General features: G+C 64.0%; 15 protein-coding genes and 1 other annotated feature. Of the genes, 4 read left to right on the forward strand and 11 right to left on the reverse strand.

Annotation, left to right across the window (positions count from 1 at the left end):
- Positions 1–41: 41 nt before the first annotated feature.
- The 5 genes from QZY67_RS06285 to QZY67_RS06305 are packed head-to-tail and all read right to left on the reverse strand — an operon-like array spanning position 42 to position 4,442.
- Positions 42–623 carry an Rnf-Nqr domain containing protein gene (locus tag QZY67_RS06285; protein ID WP_295369156.1) on the reverse strand — a complete coding sequence of 194 codons (582 nt, stop codon included), beginning with the start codon at positions 621–623 and terminating at the stop codon, positions 42–44.
- Positions 620–1,342 (reverse strand): Rnf-Nqr domain containing protein, encoded by a 723-nt coding sequence (locus QZY67_RS06290; RefSeq protein WP_295369157.1) that lies wholly within the window; start codon positions 1,340–1,342, stop codon positions 620–622. The genes QZY67_RS06285 and QZY67_RS06290 overlap by 4 nt, the downstream gene beginning before the upstream one ends.
- On the reverse strand, positions 1,323–1,913 hold the full coding sequence (locus QZY67_RS06295; protein ID WP_295369159.1) for an FMN-binding protein: 591 nt from the start codon (positions 1,911–1,913) through the stop codon (positions 1,323–1,325). Before QZY67_RS06295 ends, QZY67_RS06290 begins: the two co-directional genes overlap by 20 nt.
- A complete protein-coding gene (locus QZY67_RS06300; protein WP_295369161.1) occupies positions 1,910–3,145 on the reverse strand; it encodes an RnfABCDGE type electron transport complex subunit D in 1,236 nt (411 codons plus the stop codon). Before QZY67_RS06300 ends, QZY67_RS06295 begins: the two co-directional genes overlap by 4 nt.
- A complete protein-coding gene (locus QZY67_RS06305) occupies positions 3,129–4,442 on the reverse strand; it encodes an SLBB domain-containing protein (protein ID WP_295369163.1) in 1,314 nt (437 codons plus the stop codon). Before QZY67_RS06305 ends, QZY67_RS06300 begins: the two co-directional genes overlap by 17 nt.
- Positions 4,443–4,715: 273 nt before the next feature.
- Positions 4,716–4,947, forward strand: a binding site (T-box leader).
- 63 nt (positions 4,948–5,010) lie between these two features.
- On the opposite strand from QZY67_RS06305, the gene ilvB reads away from it, so the two are divergent.
- From ilvB to QZY67_RS06325, 4 genes are all read left to right on the forward strand, one after another.
- Positions 5,011–6,717, forward strand: coding sequence for a biosynthetic-type acetolactate synthase large subunit (gene ilvB / locus QZY67_RS06310; protein ID WP_294533372.1), 1,707 nt, complete (start codon positions 5,011–5,013; stop codon positions 6,715–6,717).
- Between the two features lie 14 nt (positions 6,718–6,731).
- A complete protein-coding gene (ilvN, locus tag QZY67_RS06315) occupies positions 6,732–7,289 on the forward strand; it encodes an acetolactate synthase small subunit (protein WP_294533369.1) in 558 nt (185 codons plus the stop codon).
- 128 nt (positions 7,290–7,417) lie between these two features.
- Positions 7,418–8,437: a ketol-acid reductoisomerase gene (ilvC, locus tag QZY67_RS06320; RefSeq protein ID WP_277217062.1), complete on the forward strand. Its 1,020-nt coding sequence runs from the start codon at positions 7,418–7,420 to the stop codon at positions 8,435–8,437.
- Between the two features lie 208 nt (positions 8,438–8,645).
- Positions 8,646–9,161, forward strand: coding sequence for a GNAT family N-acetyltransferase (locus tag QZY67_RS06325; RefSeq protein WP_295369167.1), 516 nt, complete (start codon positions 8,646–8,648; stop codon positions 9,159–9,161).
- A gap of 38 nt (positions 9,162–9,199) precedes the next feature.
- Here the strand turns inward: QZY67_RS06325 and QZY67_RS06330 are convergent, their stop codons facing one another.
- From QZY67_RS06330 to cas3, 6 genes are all read right to left on the reverse strand, one after another.
- The gene (locus tag QZY67_RS06330) at positions 9,200–9,961 is read right to left on the reverse strand and encodes a helix-turn-helix transcriptional regulator (protein WP_295369169.1); all 762 of its coding nucleotides are present in this window, start codon (positions 9,959–9,961) and stop codon (positions 9,200–9,202) included.
- A gap of 525 nt (positions 9,962–10,486) precedes the next feature.
- Positions 10,487–10,627 (reverse strand): hypothetical protein, encoded by a 141-nt coding sequence (locus QZY67_RS06335; RefSeq protein WP_295369171.1) that lies wholly within the window; start codon positions 10,625–10,627, stop codon positions 10,487–10,489.
- Positions 10,614–11,465, reverse strand: a complete 852-nt coding sequence (gene cas7c, locus QZY67_RS06340; protein ID WP_295369173.1) for a type I-C CRISPR-associated protein Cas7/Csd2 — start codon at positions 11,463–11,465, stop codon at positions 10,614–10,616. Before cas7c ends, QZY67_RS06335 begins: the two co-directional genes overlap by 14 nt.
- Positions 11,466–11,479: 14 nt before the next feature.
- Positions 11,480–13,432 (reverse strand): type I-C CRISPR-associated protein Cas8c/Csd1, encoded by a 1,953-nt coding sequence (cas8c, locus tag QZY67_RS06345; RefSeq protein ID WP_295369174.1) that lies wholly within the window; start codon positions 13,430–13,432, stop codon positions 11,480–11,482.
- A complete protein-coding gene (gene cas5c, locus QZY67_RS06350; protein ID WP_295369177.1) occupies positions 13,419–14,150 on the reverse strand; it encodes a type I-C CRISPR-associated protein Cas5c in 732 nt (243 codons plus the stop codon). The genes cas8c and cas5c overlap by 14 nt, the downstream gene beginning before the upstream one ends.
- Before the next feature lie 34 nt (positions 14,151–14,184).
- Positions 14,185–16,587 (reverse strand): CRISPR-associated helicase Cas3', encoded by a 2,403-nt coding sequence (gene cas3, locus QZY67_RS06355; protein WP_366448948.1) that lies wholly within the window; start codon positions 16,585–16,587, stop codon positions 14,185–14,187.
- Positions 16,588–16,783: the final 196 nt, after the last annotated feature.

Raw genomic sequence — 16,783 nt, forward strand, 5'->3', positions numbered from 1 at the left:
GGCCTGATGGCCGTCGGGGATTTTCCCTTGTAAGGAGCCGGCTACCACAGCTGGAAGCCGGTAAAGCCCAGCAGGGCCAGGGCTACCAGCCCCGCCGCCGCCATGGCGATGGGGAGGCCGGAGAAGGACCTGGGCACCCTGGCGTAGGAGATGCGCTCCCACACGGATACAAACAACAGCCCGGCCGCAGTAAACCCGATGCCGGCCAGAAGCCCGCTGCGGAGGGCCGGCATCAGCCCGGTCTCCGAGCGGGAGACCAGCAGGGCCCCGCCCAGCACGGCACAGTTAACTGCCGCCAGGGGCAGGCTCTGCCGCAGGCGTTCCGCCTTTCCCGGCAGGAGCCGGGTCATAAGATAGTTGGCAAGCCAGGCCAGACCGGCGGCCAGCAGCAGGAAGAGAGACTCTTCCAGGTAATCCGCCCCGAAGGGGGCGAGCAGGAAGGCGTACATAACCCAGCAGAGAACCATGGAGACCGTCAGACCGGCCGTGACGGCCAGGCCCATGGCCAGGGCGGAGCGGTACCCGCCGTCCAGGGGACCGGGCAGGCCCAGCCGCCGGGCCACGCCGAACTGCTCCGCCACAAGGGAGGCCAGGGACAGGGCGAACAGCGCGATGACGCTCACGGCTTCTCCCTCCTCTCAAGCCGGGCGGAGACCCAGCGGATCAGGGCGGACAGACAGGCCAGCAGCAGGAGGCCGCCGCAGGGGGCGGCTGCCAGCAGGACGGGGGGCAGATCACCCGGAAGAGCGGCGCCCCACAGGGTGCCCCTGCCCAGCAGCTCCCGCAGGGCGCTGAGGGCGGCCAGGGCGATGGTAAAGCCGATGCCCGCCGCCAGGCCGTCCACAGCGGCGTAGCCCGGAGTAAACCGGCGGGAGAAGGCCCCCCGCCGGGCCAGCATGGCGGCATTGACGGCGGCGGGCAGGAGGAACAGCGGCGCTCCCCCGGTCAGGCTGGGGAAGCAGGCCTGAAGCACCAGACCGGCGGCGGTGAGAATGGCGGCCGCCGCAATCAGATAGCAGGGGATGCGCAGGGCGGGGGAGGTGAGGGGCCGGAGAATGGCGGCGGCCAGATTGGTGCACACCAGCACCGCCGTCATGGCCAGCCCCATGCCCAGCCCGCCGGGCAGGGTGGAGGAGCAGGGCAGAACCGCCGCCGTCAGCAGAAGCAGCACCACCGCCGGATTGCGCAGGGCAAGCCCCCGGCGGAACAGCCCGGCCACCCGGCCGGGCTCCATGGAGAAGCTGTCCCGCAGCCACCGGAGAGCGGCGGGGCCAAAGGCCCGGATCCGCTCCCGGGCCTGCTGCCGGAACACAGTCCAGCCCTCAGTTTTCTCCTTCTTCACTGACCGCACCTCCTTCCGCGCCGTATGCGGCCACCGCCGCCAGGGCCTGGCTGACTCCCTGGGCCACCGCCCGGCTGCTCTCGGTGGCGCCGGAGACCGCCTCCACAGCGTTGGCGCCGGATCCGATCCGCACGGTGCCGGACAGGCCCAGGAAGGCGTCCAGGAAGGACGCGTCCTCCACGCCGTCCCCCAGGCCGGGGGTCTCCCGGTGGGAGAGAATGGCCACGCCGGTGACAGCGCCCTGAGCGCTCACGCCAACCATCAGCTTCATGGGGCCGCCGAACCCGTCGGCGGTCACCTCCACGCAATAGCCCGCCAGAACCTCGCCCTGCCAGGCGGCGTACATGTCATCCGCCATGGCCGGGTCATAGGGCAGCTGGGAGAAAACCACGGCGTCCGGCGGCGATACCGACTCCATCACCGCCTGTCTGGCCTCCGCCGTTCTGCGGAGAATCGCTCCGGCGGTCACAAGCCGCACCACAAGCACCAGCAGCAGGGCGAACAGTATGGTACCTGCCAGCACCAGCGCCGAGCGGCGCCAGGCTGGGCTGCGGAATTTGGATTCCCTCATGCCCGGGCCTCCTTCCTCTGCCGCCAGGCGCTCCGAAGGGCCAGGGCGGCCCGGTCAATGGGCCAGGAGAGCAGATTCATCACCAGAACGGCAAAGCCCACCCCTTCGGGGTAGGAGCCGAAGGTGCGCAGAAACACGGTGAGGGCGCCGCAGCCCACGCCGTAGACCACCTGTCCCCAGAAGGTAACCGGGGAGGTGGTGAAATCGGTAGCCATAAAGAAGGCGGCCAGCAGCAGTCCGCCGCCCATGAGAGAGTAGAGGGTCCAGTCCAGAGCGGAATTTCCGCCCTGGGGGAAGCACCAGGACAGCGCCGCCACCGTGCCCAGGAAGGACAGGGGGATCCGCAGCCTGATGACCCGCCGGGCGAGCAGGTACAGCCCGCCCAGCAGCAGCAGGGCGGCGGACACCTCCCCCAGCGCTCCGGACCGGACGCCGGTGAACATCTCCAGCAGGGAGACGGAGGGCAGGCTGCCGGCGTGGAGGCTGGCCATGGGGGTGGCGGCGCTCTGGGCGTCGATGGCAAATCCATCCCAGCTGCGGACAGCGGGGAATGCGCTCATCACGGCGGGGAAGGAGAAGAGAAAGGCCCGGCCCGCCAGCGCCGGGTTGAGAAAGTTCTTCCCCAGGCCGCCGAAGAGCTGCTTGACCACCACAATGGCGAAAAAGTCCCCCAGCAGGACGGCCCAGTAGGGCACGTCGGCGGGCAGAGTGAAGGCCAGCAGCACGCCGGTGACCACGGCGGACAGATCGCCCACAGTCTGCCGCCGGCGGGTGATAAGGCAGAACAGGGCCTCGAAGGCCGCGCAGCCCGCCGCCGACACCAGCGTCACGAGGAAGGCACGGGGGCCGAAGAAATAGCACCCGGAGAAGAGCAGGGCGGGCATCAGGGCGATGAGCACGTCCAGCATCAGGGTGCGGGTGGTGTCACGGGTGATGAGATGGGGGGCGGAGGCCAGGGTGAGGGGAAGGCCGCGCAGCCCGCCGGCGGAAGATTGTCCCGTCCGCTGCTCCGTTTTTGGGGGCTGAGGCGCGGCCTGAGGCCGGGCGGGCTCCGCCTTGACCTCGGGGACCTCTGCCCGACGCGCCGGAGCGGGCTCAGGCTGGCTGGCGGAAGCGGCGTCAGGGGCGGCTGTCTCCGGCGCCTGGGCCTGGAGCGCCGCGTCCGGACTGGCCTGGGGGGTCTGCCGGGGGCGCTGCTGTCCGCCGGCGCGGTTTTTACGCTTCTTCTTCATGGTCAGCCTCCCTTCCCTCCGCCGCCCCGGACAGATGGCGCTTGCCCACCCGAATGCTGTGGACCAGCCGCAGGTGGGCGGGGCACACATAGGCGCAGGCGCCGCACTCGGTGCAGGCGGAGATATGTTCCCGCTCCAGGGCCTCCCATTGTCCGCTCTTTACATGCAGATGCAGAAAGAGGGGGGCCAGACCGGCGGGGCAGGCCTCCACGCACCGGCCGCACCGGAGGCAGGGGCTCTCAGGCCGGGCGGCGGGGTAGAGATCCGCCGCCGACAGGGCCAGCAGGGCGCGGGTGTCCCCGGTTACCGGGGCGGACAGATCAAACTGTGCCCTGCCCGTCATGGGGCCGCCGGCCACCAGCCGCACCGGCTCCCCCTTCCAGCCCCCGGCCTCCCGGATGAGGTCGGAGATGGGGGTGCCGATGGGCACCAGCAGGTTGGCGGGCCGGGCCACGGCGGAGCCGGTCACGGTGACCAGCCGGTGGGTCAGGGCCTCTCCCTGGTATACCGCGTCCCACAGGGCGGCGGCGGCGCAGGCGGTGAACAGGGCGCGGCCCTGTCCCTGACCGGGCAGCCTCTGGGGGTAACGGCTGCGGAGGAGCCGCAGCTCAATGTCGCCGCCCCGCAGGGGCAGGCGGCCCCGGAGGGCGGCCACGGCGTCGTACTGACTGCCCTCCAGGGCCAGCACGGCCCGGGGCAGGCTCAGGGCCTGCATCAGCAGCCGCACGCCGCCCAGCACCGCCTCGGGCCGGTCGGCCATCAGGCGGCGGCGGGAGGTGACATAGGACTCCGGCTCGGTGCCGTCAATGAGCAGGGCCTCCGCCCTGCCCATGGCGGCGCGGAGCAGCTGGGACAGGGGGCGGCCGGTGCCGTCCATGGCGGTCAGACCGGCCTGGGCGGCGATGTCGGCCAGCTCGCCGGGCCGGAGGCTGGCGGGAGCGGCGTCCCTGTCCACCCGCCGCCAGGCGGGGGAGGCCACCGGGGTGTCTTTCCCGTCGCTGTCGATGACCACCGAGAGGGCGGCGCCGCCCCGGAGCTGAGGCCGGGGCTCCACCGCCGCCACCGTGCCGGACACGCTGGCGTGGACTGCCGCCAGGCCGGGAGCGGCGTCGGCCAGTATCTGACCCACCCGCACCCGGTCCCCCGGCGCCACCAGCGGCACGGCATCAGCCGTTCCCGGGCCGGCCAGAGGCAGCACCACCTGAGCCGGCGGATGCTCCATGGGCCGGAAGGGGAGCTGTGCGGTGGCACTCTTCCTTTGGACGGGACGGATCCCGCCGGAAAAAATGGAAAACATGTCCCCACCTCTTGCATAAAAATACAACAGTTCTGCCGCTGGAGAGAAATCTGCCAGGACAATTTATATATTATACCGTATTCATACACGAAATGTCCAGAGAGGAGGGGAAATTTACCGGAATCTGCCGCAAAGAGGGAAAAAAGCGGGGATCGCATCGCTTTAAAGAGAAAAAGATTTTTTCAGAAATTACAAAATCATGATTGACAAATGTCCCTTTCGGAGGTATGATACCAGTTAATTACACACCGTGCACAGACAAATGTGCCGGACAGAAAGGCAATGACTGGGTAGGTACGGCCATGGCGCAAGCGCAGAGAGGGAGCGGCTGGTGTAAGTTCCCGTGAGCATGGACCGGAGGGTCGCCCAAGGAGCAGCCGGGCTGAAGGGGGTGCACACGCCCCTGGTAAGTGCGGACGGTTCCCCTCCGTTATCGGGGTGAGAGCGCGCAGGGCGCCGCCCTGCGAATTTAGGTGGTACCACGGAGCATGACTTCGTCCTATGGGACGAAATGTCGTGCTTTTTTCTTTTTTCCGGTGGAAATGAAACCAAAGGAGGTCTCACAAATATGAAGATGAAAACCCCGCAGATTCTGATGGAATGCCTGCTGGAGCAGGGGGTGGACACCGTATTCGGCTATCCCGGCGGCACCATTCTGAACATCTACGATGAGCTGGAGCTTCACGGATACAAGGAGAAGATTCACCATATTCTGACCGCCCATGAGCAGGGGGCCTCCCACGCCGCCGACGGATACGCCCGCGCCACCGGAAAGGTGGGCGTGTGCTTTGCCACCAGCGGCCCCGGCGCCACCAACCTGACCACCGGCATCGCCACTGCCTACTACGACTCCTCCCCCGTGGTGTTCATCACGGTCAACGTGGCGGAGAACCTCATTGGCAAGGACTCCTTCCAGGAGGTGGATATCACCGGCATCACCATGCCCATCACCAAGTGCAACTACCTGGTCCGCCGGGCGGAGGACCTGGCCGACGTGATCCGGGAGGCCTTTGCCATCGCCCGCTCCGGCCGCCCCGGCCCGGTGCTGATTGATATTCTCAAAAATGTTACATACGAGGAGGCGGAGTACGAGTACCTGCCCCCCAGCGAGCACGGCAAGCACGGCCGCCTGGCCGCCATGCTCCGCCGGGCCTCCCACGACCTGCGCACCCCCGAGCCCGACCACGGCGACATCGACAAGCTGCTGGACATGATTGAGGAGGCCAGAAAGCCCCTGGTCCTGGTGGGCGGCGGCGTGATCCGCTCCCGGGGCGCGGTGCCTGAGTTCCGCAAGTTCTTTGAGCGGCTGAACGCCCCTGTGGCCTCCACCATCATGGGCGGCGGCGCCTGCCCTGGCAACCACCCCCTCTTTACCGGCATGATCGGCATGCACGGCTCCCACGCCTCCAACCACGCCGCCAACGAGTGCGACCTGCTCATCGCCATTGGCTGCCGGTTCTCCGACCGGGTGGCCACCGACCCCAAGACCTTTGCCAGGCAGGCCAAAATTGTCCAGATTGACATCGACCGGGCGGAGGTGGACAAGAACGTCCAGACCGACCACCACATCATCGGCGACGCCCGGCGGGTGCTGGAGCTGCTCAACGAGAAGCTGCCCGCCCACGACTACCCTGAGTGGAAGGAGTGGGTGTTCTCCCACAAGGAGCTGCCCCTGAAAAAGGACGGCATCCTCCACGCCCACGAGGTGCTGGAGACCATTCAGGCGGTGGCCCCCGGGGCCATTGTGGCCACCGATGTGGGCCAGCACCAGATGTGGGCCGCCCAGTACTACCATTTCGACCGGCCCGGCCAGCTCATCACCTCCGGCGGCTTCGGCACCATGGGCTTCGGCCTGGGGGCCGCCATGGGCGCCAAGGTGGGCAACCCGGACACCCCCGTGTTCCTCTGCACCGGCGACGGCTGCTTCCGCATGAACTGCCACGAGCTGTGCACCGTGGAGCACTACCACATCCCGGTGATTATCCTGATTTTCAACAACCACACCCTGGGCATGGTCCGCCAGTGGCAGCACCTGATCTACGGCGAGCGGTATTCCCAGACCGACCTGGACCGGGGCCCCGACTTCGTCAAGCTGGCCGAGGCCTACGGCCTGCGGGGCGCCCGGTGCGGCACCCAGCAGGAGCTGGAGGCCGTGCTGAAGGAGGCGGTGGCCTCCGGAACGGCATGGGTTGTGGACTGCGCCATTGACAAGGACGCCATGGTCCACCCCATGGTGTCCGGAGGCGCGCCTGTGACCAATTTCCTGCTGGATTAAGGAGGGCGACAAGGATGAAAAACAGTATGATAACCCGCCGCACCCTTTCCGTCCTGGTGGAAAACGCCCCCGGCGTCCTGAGCCAGGTCTCCCGCCTCTTCTCCCGGAAGGGATACAACATAGAGTCCCTGGCCGTGGGCACCACCGACGACCCGGAGGTCTCCCGTATCACCATTGAGGTCATGTGCGACGACCAGATGGCCGAGCAGATCATGAACCAGCTGCGCAAGCTCTTCCCGGTCTACTCGGTGCAGGAGCTGCTGCCCGAGCGGTCCATCCGCCGGGAGCTGGTCATGTTCAAGGTGAAGGCGGAGACCCACGACATCCGCAACGAGGTCATCCAGATCGCCAACATCTTCCGGGCCTCCATCATCGACGTGTCCCTCAAGTCCCTGACCCTGGCCCTCATCGGCGACGAGTCCAAGGCAGACGCCATGCAGAAGCTGCTGGAGGCCTTCGGCATCCTGGAGCTGGTGCGTACCGGCATGGTGGCCCTGGAGCGGGGCGCCTACACCATCAGCGACGAGAACAAGGAGAAGACAGAATTCATTTTGGGCAAAAACGTACTGTAACAAGAACGTGCTCTGACGGCGCGGACGAAAATTCTCCCGATTGTATCACAGTTATCATTCTTTTCCCATTGCCTGTGCTATGATCTGAGATAACAAAATCAACTTCCATGAAAAAGGAGTGTATTACAATGGCAAAGATGTACTATGAAAAGGACTGCGAGCTCAGCTATCTGGACGGCAAGAAGATCGCCATCATCGGCTACGGCTCCCAGGGGCATGCCCATGCCCTCAACCTGAAGGACTCCGGCTGCGACGTGTGCGTGGGCCTGCGTCAGGGCTCCAAGAACTGGGCCAACGCCGAGAAGGCCGGCCTGAAGGTGATGACCGTGGCTGACGCCGCCAAGTGGGGCGACATCATCATGATGCTCATCAACGACGAGGTCCAGGCCGACGTCTATAAGAAGGATATCGCCCCCTACCTGACCGACGGCAAGGCTCTGGCTTTTGCCCACGGCTTCAACATCCGCTATCAGCAGATCGTCCCGCCCGCCGGCGTGGACGTGTTCATGGCTGCCCCCAAGGGCCCCGGCCACACCGTCCGTTCCACCTACGTCAACGGCAAGGGCGTGCCCTGCCTGGTGGCCGTGGAGCAGAACGCCACCGGCAACGCCTACAAGATCGCCCTGGCCTACATCGCCGGTATCGGCGGCGCCCGCGCCGGTGTGATGGAGACCACCTTCCACGACGAGACCGAGACCGACCTGTTCGGCGAGCAGACCGTCCTGTGCGGCGGCGTTGTGGACCTGATGCGCTGCGGCTTCGAGGTGCTGGTTGAGGCCGGCTACGAGCCTGAGAACGCCTACTTCGAGTGCATCCACGAGATGAAGCTCATCATCGACCTCATCAACAAGGGCGGCGTGGCTGCCATGAACTACTCCATCTCCGACACCGCCGAGTTCGGCGAGTACGTCTCCGGTCCCCGCGTCATCCCCCACGAGGAGACCAAGGCACGGATGCGCGCTGTCCTCTCCGACATCCAGGACGGCACCTTCGCCGGCAAGTGGATCGCCGAGAACAAGAACGGCCGCTGCTTCTTCAACTCCAAGCGTCAGCAGCTCAAGAAGCACCAGATGGAGATCGTGGGCGAGGAGCTCCGCAAGAACATGATCTGGGGCGGCGATAAGGACCTGGACACCGCTTCCAACTAAACAGGACTCCGGGGTCCCCGCAAAAGCCCAGCGAAGCGGGTTTTGTGGGGAAAGGAGCCGCAGAATAAATTGCACCCCATTTGCCATTCAGTATGGTATACTGAGTAACAAATGGGGTGCTTTATTATGCCAAAAGGAATACCAAAGAAATGGAACAGGATGCCGTGCTGAAAGAAGCAGCGGCGAAAAAACTTTGACGGAGGATTTTATGAAGATAAATGATATTGAAACGCCAAGACTTTTATTAAGAGGATTCACGAAAGAAGATGCTTTGTGGGCATATAGTATCTGGAACAATCCAGAGATGGGACAATATTTGACGGATGAAGCAAAAGAAGAAATAGATGATGAATATTTGAACATGTTAGAAGGCTTGGGCGAGGATGAGGAATGCTGCTATTTGATTCCTGTTTTTAAGGATTCCTTAGAACGGGTAGGAACATGCAGCTTCATGGTAAGTGACGACAAGAAAGTATACGATATTGGTTATTGCGTACATAAGAATTTTTGGCGTCAGGGCTATGCAACTGAAATTGTCCAGGGAATGGTAGACTATGCCCGCAGTCAAGGCGCTGAGAAAGTGACGATTTATGTGAATCAGGAAAATGCCGCTTCCAATCGTGTTGCCCAGAAATGTGGCGGAAAAATTGTCAGCGAGACCACATCTAAGAAAAAGGGAACAGATATCATCATGAAAGATTATAAATACGAAATTGTATTGTAAGGCGTTTCCTACATAAAAGGAGACAGGTTATCGATATTTTATTCGTGACGCTTGCCTGCCACGATGGCGGCAATCAGCATGCCGAACAGGCAAATCATTGTCAGAGGCATCTCCAGGGTGAGGGCATGACCGGGCCACAGGGAGTGGATTACGCCCCAGAGAACGGGAAAGAGGACCATGAGCCCCAGCAGCCAGACCCGCATGGCCCGGAGGATATAGGGCCAGTTGCTGTTGTGAAAGCGCACCCCGGCCAGGTTGATGCGGAACACGCCGTCGCCGTAAAAGCTGATGTTGTTCTGGTCGTAGTAGGCGGGCAGACGCTCCTTCACCCGGAAGCACAGCCAGGCCCCAAAGAGGAGGCACAACCCCTCCACCAGCAGGGCGGTGGCCTCCATCTCCTCCACCGTAAAGCCCGTGGCCAGCAGCACGGCGCACTCCGCCGCGCCAATCAGGGCGCACAGAAGATAGGCCAGCCGCCACTTCCTGCGCTGTGCCTTCTGGGCCTGGCGCTCCTCCTCCGTCAAGTAGAGAGTGGACTTCACCAGAGCCTCTACCTCTTCCACCGGCAGTTGGCCAGCCGCGGTGCGCTCTCCCCTGAGCAGTTCGGTGACCGTCACGCCCAGGCAGTCCGCCAGGGGCAGCAGCAGCCCCACGTCGGGCAGGCTCAGGCCACGCTCCCACTTGCTCACCGCCTTGTCCGATACGAAGAGCCGCTCGGCCAACTCCTTCTGGGTCAGTCCCTGCTCCCGGCGCAGCTGGGCCAGGAAGCCGCCAAAGCGTTCCTTGTCAATGTCGTTCATGTGGGTCCCTCCTTTGGACCTATCCTAGCGAAAAAAGCCGTCCATTGTCAATCGACCAGCGGTAGAGTCCTTGGGCCCCAAGGGATTCGGAGATCGGATTCAACACTTCGGCAGGGCCATGAATCAGGGCGTCTGCTTTTGCCGGTGGTTCTCCGGGAAAGGGACCGTGCTGCGGTTAAAAATGAAATGGTGCGTCGGAATGGCACTTCTACCCACGCCATCTGCGAGAGGGCGACATGTCCATCGCTTCAAGGCGGCTTTCCAGATCGGATTTCTATCCACGCCCTCCGCGAGGAGGACGGCCGACTTGAAACAGCTCCTGCGTTGTGAACGGCACATTTCTATCCACGTCCTCCGTGAGGACGACAGCAAATGTGATGATAAAATTATATTATTTTCATCGCCATTTGACAAATAAATTATAGCGTACAAAAAGATAAGGTGTATTTTGTGCAGTATACAACCAAAACCATGACTTGAACACACGAATTCCTGAGATTTTCTGGTGCGAGGAAGCCAGCGGTTTTATGTCCGCTGCTGGCCCGCACCAGAGGGGATGCAGGGGAGTACACCCTCAATAGCATACCTACACCAGCAATATTCCATGGAGAGCAGGGCGTTGACCGGGTCCAGAGGAGGCCGCAGGTAGTCGTCAGGATTCGTCATAGACTTCCGCCGCCAGGTCGGGCAGTTCACCGCAGGTGATGGCGTAGTCCTGGATATCCCGGGGGAGATCGGTCTTTTTCTCCACGTGGAGCAGACGGTGCACCTTGGCGGAGGGATACTGGCCGCTCTTGCAGTTGTGTTTCCACCAGTAGAGCCGCAGAACCTCCATGCTGCCGTCGGGACGGGCCGAGGAGGCGTCGTTTTCAAACAGAGTGCGCAGGGCCTCCTTGAGAAGCTCGGCGTCAGCGCCGGTGAAGCCGGTCTTTTCGGCCAGCTGGCAGTTGATGCTGCCGAAGGTGGTGTAGACGGCAAAGCCCACCCGGTGCTTGGCGCCCATGGTATCGCTGGATTTTTTGTCGCCGGTGACGCTGTTGACGCTCTTGGTGATCTGCAGGCTGTCAATGCTGATGGGGTCCACGCTGAACGCCGGGTGGATGGATACAGGCCCGCGGATGCCCACGGACACGCCCTCGTCCTTGCCTTTGAAGGCGAACACCTGTCCAAAGCTGCGCACATCCATCCAGGTCTCGCAGGCGGCTCTGGTGTATGCCTCGCGGTCCTTGGCCTTCAGGGCGCCGGCCAGGGCGGAGCAGGCGTCGGCCCGGTCCTTCAGACTGCGGAATTCGTCATTGCGCCGGTCGTCCGACTGGACGAACACGCTGGCGCCCAGATCCATCAGCCGGTTGCGGAGCTTCCGCTTGAGGCAGACGTCGGAGATCTCGCCGTAGCCTTCGTATGTCTCACGGGGGCGGTTGCCGTTGAGGGGGTCGCCGTTGGGGTTGGCGTGGTGGACCGCGATCACAAGGGCAAAGTCGATCTTATTCTGCAGCAATTCCATGGATATCTCCTCCTTTATTCGTCTGTGTCAGGGACAGCGCCGGCTTTTTTGAAGAATTCCGCCCGCTGGCAGGCATAGCCCAGCAGGTACAGCTCGGTCAGGGGCTGGTCGTTGAACTGGTCCGCCGGAATGCGGGCGATGATCTGGAGCATCAGGTCGCTGGCATAAGTGGACTTCCGCGCCTTGATCAGACGCTCAAGATAGGGTTCCAGCTGCTTGCGCAGCAGCGCGAGAGTCTTGACCGGGTGCTGGGTGAACGCCACCTCATACCGCAGGGCGTTGGTGGGGCGGGAGGCCCTGTCGCCGGATGTGTTGTAGGCTGCGTACTGCTCCAGCTGCTCCGCGCAGGCCAGGATGCGGCCGAACAGATAGCTGCGGTCGCTGCAGGTTTCATCAAGGGCCATGGTGTATTCCTCCTTCAGGTTCCGGTGGTGATAGCCGCGCACCAGTGCGCAGGCAATGCTGCGGGTCTTGCTGGCCTCCCAGGGCTCCAGGGCGATGCCGTTGGAGGCCCGGCGGGCTGCCGCCAGCATGATATCTCTGGGAAAGGCTTTCCTCTCCGTGATGCAGGGCAGCAGACGCTCCACGGTCTGCTGCCTGAGCTTTTCATCCGCTTTGGCGCCGTAGGCCGCCGCCGCGATGTCGGCCGGCGCGGGCGCACCCACAAAGACAAGGGGAATCAGGAGCTTTTTCCCGTTTTCCCGGGTCTGCAGCTTGCGGTAGCGCAGCTCCCAGCCAAAGAATGTATGCCAGTCCGTGATATGGTCCATCAGGCGGGAGCCCTGGAGCTCCCGGTAGTACCGGATGGACAGCCGTCCCGGTGTGGCGGAATCCAGCACCATCACGCTGACCTGGCTGTGCTCCGGCAGCGCGTGGCGGTATCCCTGAATGGCCTTGTTGAACGCGGCGGCAAACCCCTCCCGGGTACGGGGCAGGTCCGCGGCGGCGTCAAAGGAGCTGCCCAGGTCGTCGTCATCGTCATCCAGGTCGCTGCGGCTGGCCAGGACAATGTCGCAGGCGTCGCCAGTGACAGGGGGGATGGGCTCGTTCTCAGTGCCCCAGACCAGAATGGCCTGATCGCCGTTCTGGACCCCCTGCCGTCCCACCAGCCACCGCAGGGCGCTGTGGGCCTTCTGGGTGGTCTCGTACCCGATGGAGAGGGCCTCTCCGGCGGTTTCAAACCGGCCGCGGAAGGTGAAGTTTGTGCTGTCGTTGCTGGAGATTAGCTTGGCCCGATCGCCGGCGTTGCGGATTTTGTAGGGGCTCAGCAGGGACACGGGCATCTCTCTGCCCTGCACATAGCAGACGCCTGTGTCCTTCAGCGTGGACAGATAGTACCGGGTGTAGCAGTCCCAGACCGCCGGGTCGGCGGACAGGTCATCTCCGCCCACCTGAAAGCGGACAAAGGCCTCGGACTGATCGCCGCCTGTGACGGACTGGAAGATGGGAGGCATGTCCTCCTTGGCGCCGGTCCACTTTTTCAGAAGACGGCCCGCCCCGTCGGCAAACAGAATGTTGCAGGACACAAGGTCCCGGATGAGACAGCCATGCTTCAGGTAGGCCAGGACCGCCCTGATCGCATCCATCCCAAAGGGGGAGCCGCACCAGGCCTGCAGCTGGGTGAGGTACTCCGTCCACATGGGCTTCTTGGCGCCGCCGTAGGCGGCGTAGTCTCCCGCGACGTACTGCAGCTTGTCCGTCAGCGGGTGGGGGACAGGGCCGGATGTGCGGGCGGAGGACTCCTCGGTACAGGGGATGACGGTGGTCATCTCGTCGGAACGGAGCACCCGGGCGGAGAGAAATGTCCCGCTGGGGGAGAGGCTGACCTCCACGTTGACCTTCTGGGTGGTGTGGGCCACCGGCAGCAGCATGGGGGCGTCCCAGCCAAAGCGGAGGGAGGCGGAGGGCTTGCCCACCTGGGACAGATTCTTTTCGTAGGTCTGATAGCACCGGTCAAGCCAGCCCATCCCGGGTCACCTCCTGATACAGCGCGTCGCAGTCCTGCATGTTCCGGTCCAGCGCGAAGGACTTGGCCCGCTGCCTGCGGATGGGGCGGATGACAGGGCACTCATCCGGCCGGATGAACCGGATTACCCCGTCCTCCATAACGGGCCGCCACAGGCGCTGGCTCATCTGGCCGCTGCCGTCCTCGTCGGCGTAGGTGATGCCGTGGACCATGAGCCCGAAGGGCATGGGCGGAGTGCCGTCGTAAGCGCCGGGGCCCTCGTGAAATTTGCAGGGCTCCACGTAGCCCTGGCACTCCCGGGTACCCAGGAAAATGTCCCGCCGGCCGCCCCGCTCCAGCATTCGCTTGGCGATGAAATAGTGCTTGTTCTCGTTGCGGTCGCCGGCCAGGTCGGGCCGGTGGAGGTTCCACTCGAAGTGGGCCTGGATCTGATAGGATACGTTGACCAGATAGGTGTAGATGGACAGGTCGTTGGTGCCGTTGTTGTACCGGATGGGCCGGATACCCTTGGACTCGGTCTCGATGGGGTTCATGACGCGGATGGCGTCCGGCACCCAGAGAAAGGACGGCTTCCAATATACGCTTTCCAGAATCCCCTTGACCGCCTGGTAGGTGGGGACGGGATAGCTGAATTTTTCACCGCCCACCCGGGTGATGGGGTCGCTGAACAGAGCGTAGCGGCCCCAGACGTGCAGCGTGATGGTGTTGCTGTACTGCAAGAGTAATTCCTCCTTTCTGAAAATTCCTTCCAGGTCATATGATGAGGGTAGTCATGCCGCTGGGTGTGAACGTGAGCCCCTTATGTCCGCTGTCGTAATAGGGCTCCCGGAGGACGAGGGCCGCGCCGTCCAGGAGCGGATACAGCGCCCTCCCGAGGCGCTGGCACTGGCTCCGGCTGAGGGAGACGGTGTAGGGCTGCAGCTCCCGCAGCAGAGCCGGGGTCCCGCCGGCGGACTGCAGCCGGAGCAGCTTGTCTCTCCCCGCGCCATAGGGCACAAGCACCGGGAGGGTCTCGCCGGGGATGGCCTCAAAGGCGGCCTCCGCCGTACCGAAGGCCTGGCAGAGGTCCTTGAGGCGCTCCGGCCGGCGGCCCTGTTCCAGGAAGGCCTGGACGCCCCGGGGATTGGAGCTGAGCAGGTCCACCATGGTGGTGGCGGCGCAGCCGCCGGGGGAGACGGGATACTGCATGTCCAGCCGGTGCCTGGGACCGCTGTAATAGCGCTGGTAGTACATCTGAATGACCTGGGGAGAGAGCAGGTCCGTTCCGGGCGGCAGCTGCGCCAGCAGGGCGCGGGTGATCTCACGGCCGTCGTAGATCTCCGGCAGGGTGTCCAGATGCTCACCCGCACACTCGATGAGATAGACCGGACGGCAGCCGGCGTCGCCGTGGCGGTTGCAGCGGCCTGCGGCCTGGGCGATGCTGGGCAGGCCGGCCAGGTCCCGGACCACGCAGTCAAAGCTCAGATCCACGCCCGCTTCGATGAGCTGGGTGCTGATGCACACAAGGGGCTGGCCGTCGCGGAGCCGCCGGGTGATCTGGGCCAGAACGTCGTCCCGGTGCTGCTGGCAGAGATAGGTGGTGAGGCAGAACAGGGGACAGCCCGGCGGCATCAGGGGCGCCAGGGCGTCAAAGAGCCGGTTTACCGTGCCCTTGGTGTTGAGAATCACCAGGATACTGCGGTTTTTCTCCAACAGACCGGCCACAAAGTCCGCAATGGCGGGGAGGCTCTGCGCCCCCGGGACTGCCGGGGGGACGATCCTGGTGCGCCTGAACTGCTGGAACCGGGCCTGATAGTCAGGCACCAGGTCTTTGTCGCGGGAGAACTGAAGGGGGTAAGGGATCTGGGTCAGGTCGGGCTGGGTGGCAGTGCACAGGATAACGGTACAGCCAAACAGGTGGACCAGGGTATTCAGAGCCAGAGTGAGCAGACAGGTGTCCCGCAGGGGCAGGGCCTGAACCTCATCCAGCAGGAGCACGGAACCGGCCAGGGCGGCGAGCCGCCGCACGTTCTGGCGGGGCGCGGCAAACAGGGTGTTCAACAGCTGGACCATGGTGGTGCAGATCACGGGCGAACCCTGCCAGCGCTGGCTGAGGGCGAGCCACTGCTCCCGCTGGTCCTGCTGATCCGGCTCAAACAGAACGTCGGAGTGGTGCTCCAGAACGTACTCCGCCCCCAGGGCTCTGCGGATGTTGTCGGTGTTCTGCCGGGTGATGGACTTATAGGGGGCAAAGTAGAACAGCCGCTGGGCATTCTGCCGCCGGGCCGTCTCCACGCAGAACCGCAGGGCGGAGTAGGTCTTGCCGCCGCCGGTGGGGACATACAGCCGGTAGATACCGGCGGGAAGGCGCTGTGCGGCGCTCAGGCATTGGGCAGAGATCTCCTGCCGCAGCAGGTCAATGGGCCGCTCCGCCTTCATGGCGCGGATAAAGCCCTCCATCCGGTCGGAGAGCAGGTCCCAGACCTCCTGGCGCTGGCGGTCGGAGGGGAAGGACGGAAGGGGCGTCTGGCCCATGAAGCTGGCCGTATCAGTCCAGTCGGCGTCCACCAGGGCGCTGAACAAAAGCCGCTGGGCCAGTCCGAGGCCGAACTGGAGGGCGTCCTGCCGCTGCTGCCTGTCCTCCCCCTTTGGCAGAATGGGTTTGGCCCTTTTGTAGAGCGCGGCCACCTCCAGGGCGGCCGCTTGGATGAGCGACTCCATCTCCTGCCAGGTGCAGCAGTCGAAAAAGAAGGCGTCCACGCTCTCCTCATAGAGGCCCTGCGCCTGTTGGCTGCACATCCGCTCCAGCCAGGGCTGGCCGCCGTCGGGGGACAGATAGTCGCAGCGGCCGTTGTGGTGGCAGCCGATGGCGAGGGCGGCCATCTGTCCGGCCAGGCGGACGGAGTCGCTCTGCCCGGCGGTCTGTTCCCAGAGCCACCGCATGCCGGCGGCGGAGTGGTTGAGCTTTTCCCTGGTCTGCTGTCGGATGTGATCCTGGACTGGCTGGCAACTCTTGCCCATGTCGTGGAGCCAGCCGGTCAGCTCACCCAGCTTTTCCAGGCCCAGCGGGCGGCAGAGGGCGGCGCAGAGCCGGGCGGCGTTCCGGCTGTGCTCCGCCAGGGTCTGGACACGGGGCGGCCGGCTGCCGTCCGGGCTGGTGATGAGATGAGCGATCAGATTTTTCGGTGCCTTCTTACCCTTTTATATTTAGAATAGCATAATGATAGAGACATAAAACGGACTTTTAAAGACGAGCGGGAAAACTGTCGCAATTTCAGGCTGTCGAAAAAGTCCCTGGACTTTTTCGACAGCCTTCAAAAATGCCGTTACTTTCGCGCCGCACAGCGGCGCAAAAGTCCTCGCTCCGCTCCCC

Origin of the sequence: uncultured Pseudoflavonifractor sp., assembly GCA_904419835.1 — a bacterium.
In the GTDB taxonomy this organism is placed as follows: domain Bacteria; phylum Bacillota; class Clostridia; order Oscillospirales; family Oscillospiraceae; genus Pseudoflavonifractor.

Bases quoted from the DNA above. Each gene is read 5' to 3' on its own strand.
- ilvN (WP_294533369.1), top strand. From the start codon at position 6,732: ATGAAAAACAGTATGATAACCCGCCGCACCCTTTCCGTCCTGGTGGAA.
- QZY67_RS06335 (WP_295369171.1), bottom strand. From the start codon at position 10,627: ATGACGAATCCTGACGACTACCTGCGGCCTCCTCTGGACCCGGTCAAC.
- QZY67_RS06325 (WP_295369167.1), top strand. From the start codon at position 8,646: ATGAAGATAAATGATATTGAAACGCCAAGACTTTTATTAAGAGGATTC.
- ilvC (WP_277217062.1), top strand. From the start codon at position 7,418: ATGGCAAAGATGTACTATGAAAAGGACTGCGAGCTCAGCTATCTGGAC.
- ilvB (WP_294533372.1), top strand. From the start codon at position 5,011: ATGAAGATGAAAACCCCGCAGATTCTGATGGAATGCCTGCTGGAGCAG.
- cas8c (WP_295369174.1), bottom strand. From the start codon at position 13,432: ATGGGCTGGCTTGACCGGTGCTATCAGACCTACGAAAAGAATCTGTCC.
- QZY67_RS06305 (WP_295369163.1), bottom strand. From the start codon at position 4,442: ATGTTTTCCATTTTTTCCGGCGGGATCCGTCCCGTCCAAAGGAAGAGT.
- QZY67_RS06300 (WP_295369161.1), bottom strand. From the start codon at position 3,145: ATGAAGAAGAAGCGTAAAAACCGCGCCGGCGGACAGCAGCGCCCCCGG.
- QZY67_RS06330 (WP_295369169.1), bottom strand. From the start codon at position 9,961: ATGAACGACATTGACAAGGAACGCTTTGGCGGCTTCCTGGCCCAGCTG.
- cas7c (WP_295369173.1), bottom strand. From the start codon at position 11,465: ATGGAATTGCTGCAGAATAAGATCGACTTTGCCCTTGTGATCGCGGTC.
- QZY67_RS06295 (WP_295369159.1), bottom strand. From the start codon at position 1,913: ATGAGGGAATCCAAATTCCGCAGCCCAGCCTGGCGCCGCTCGGCGCTG.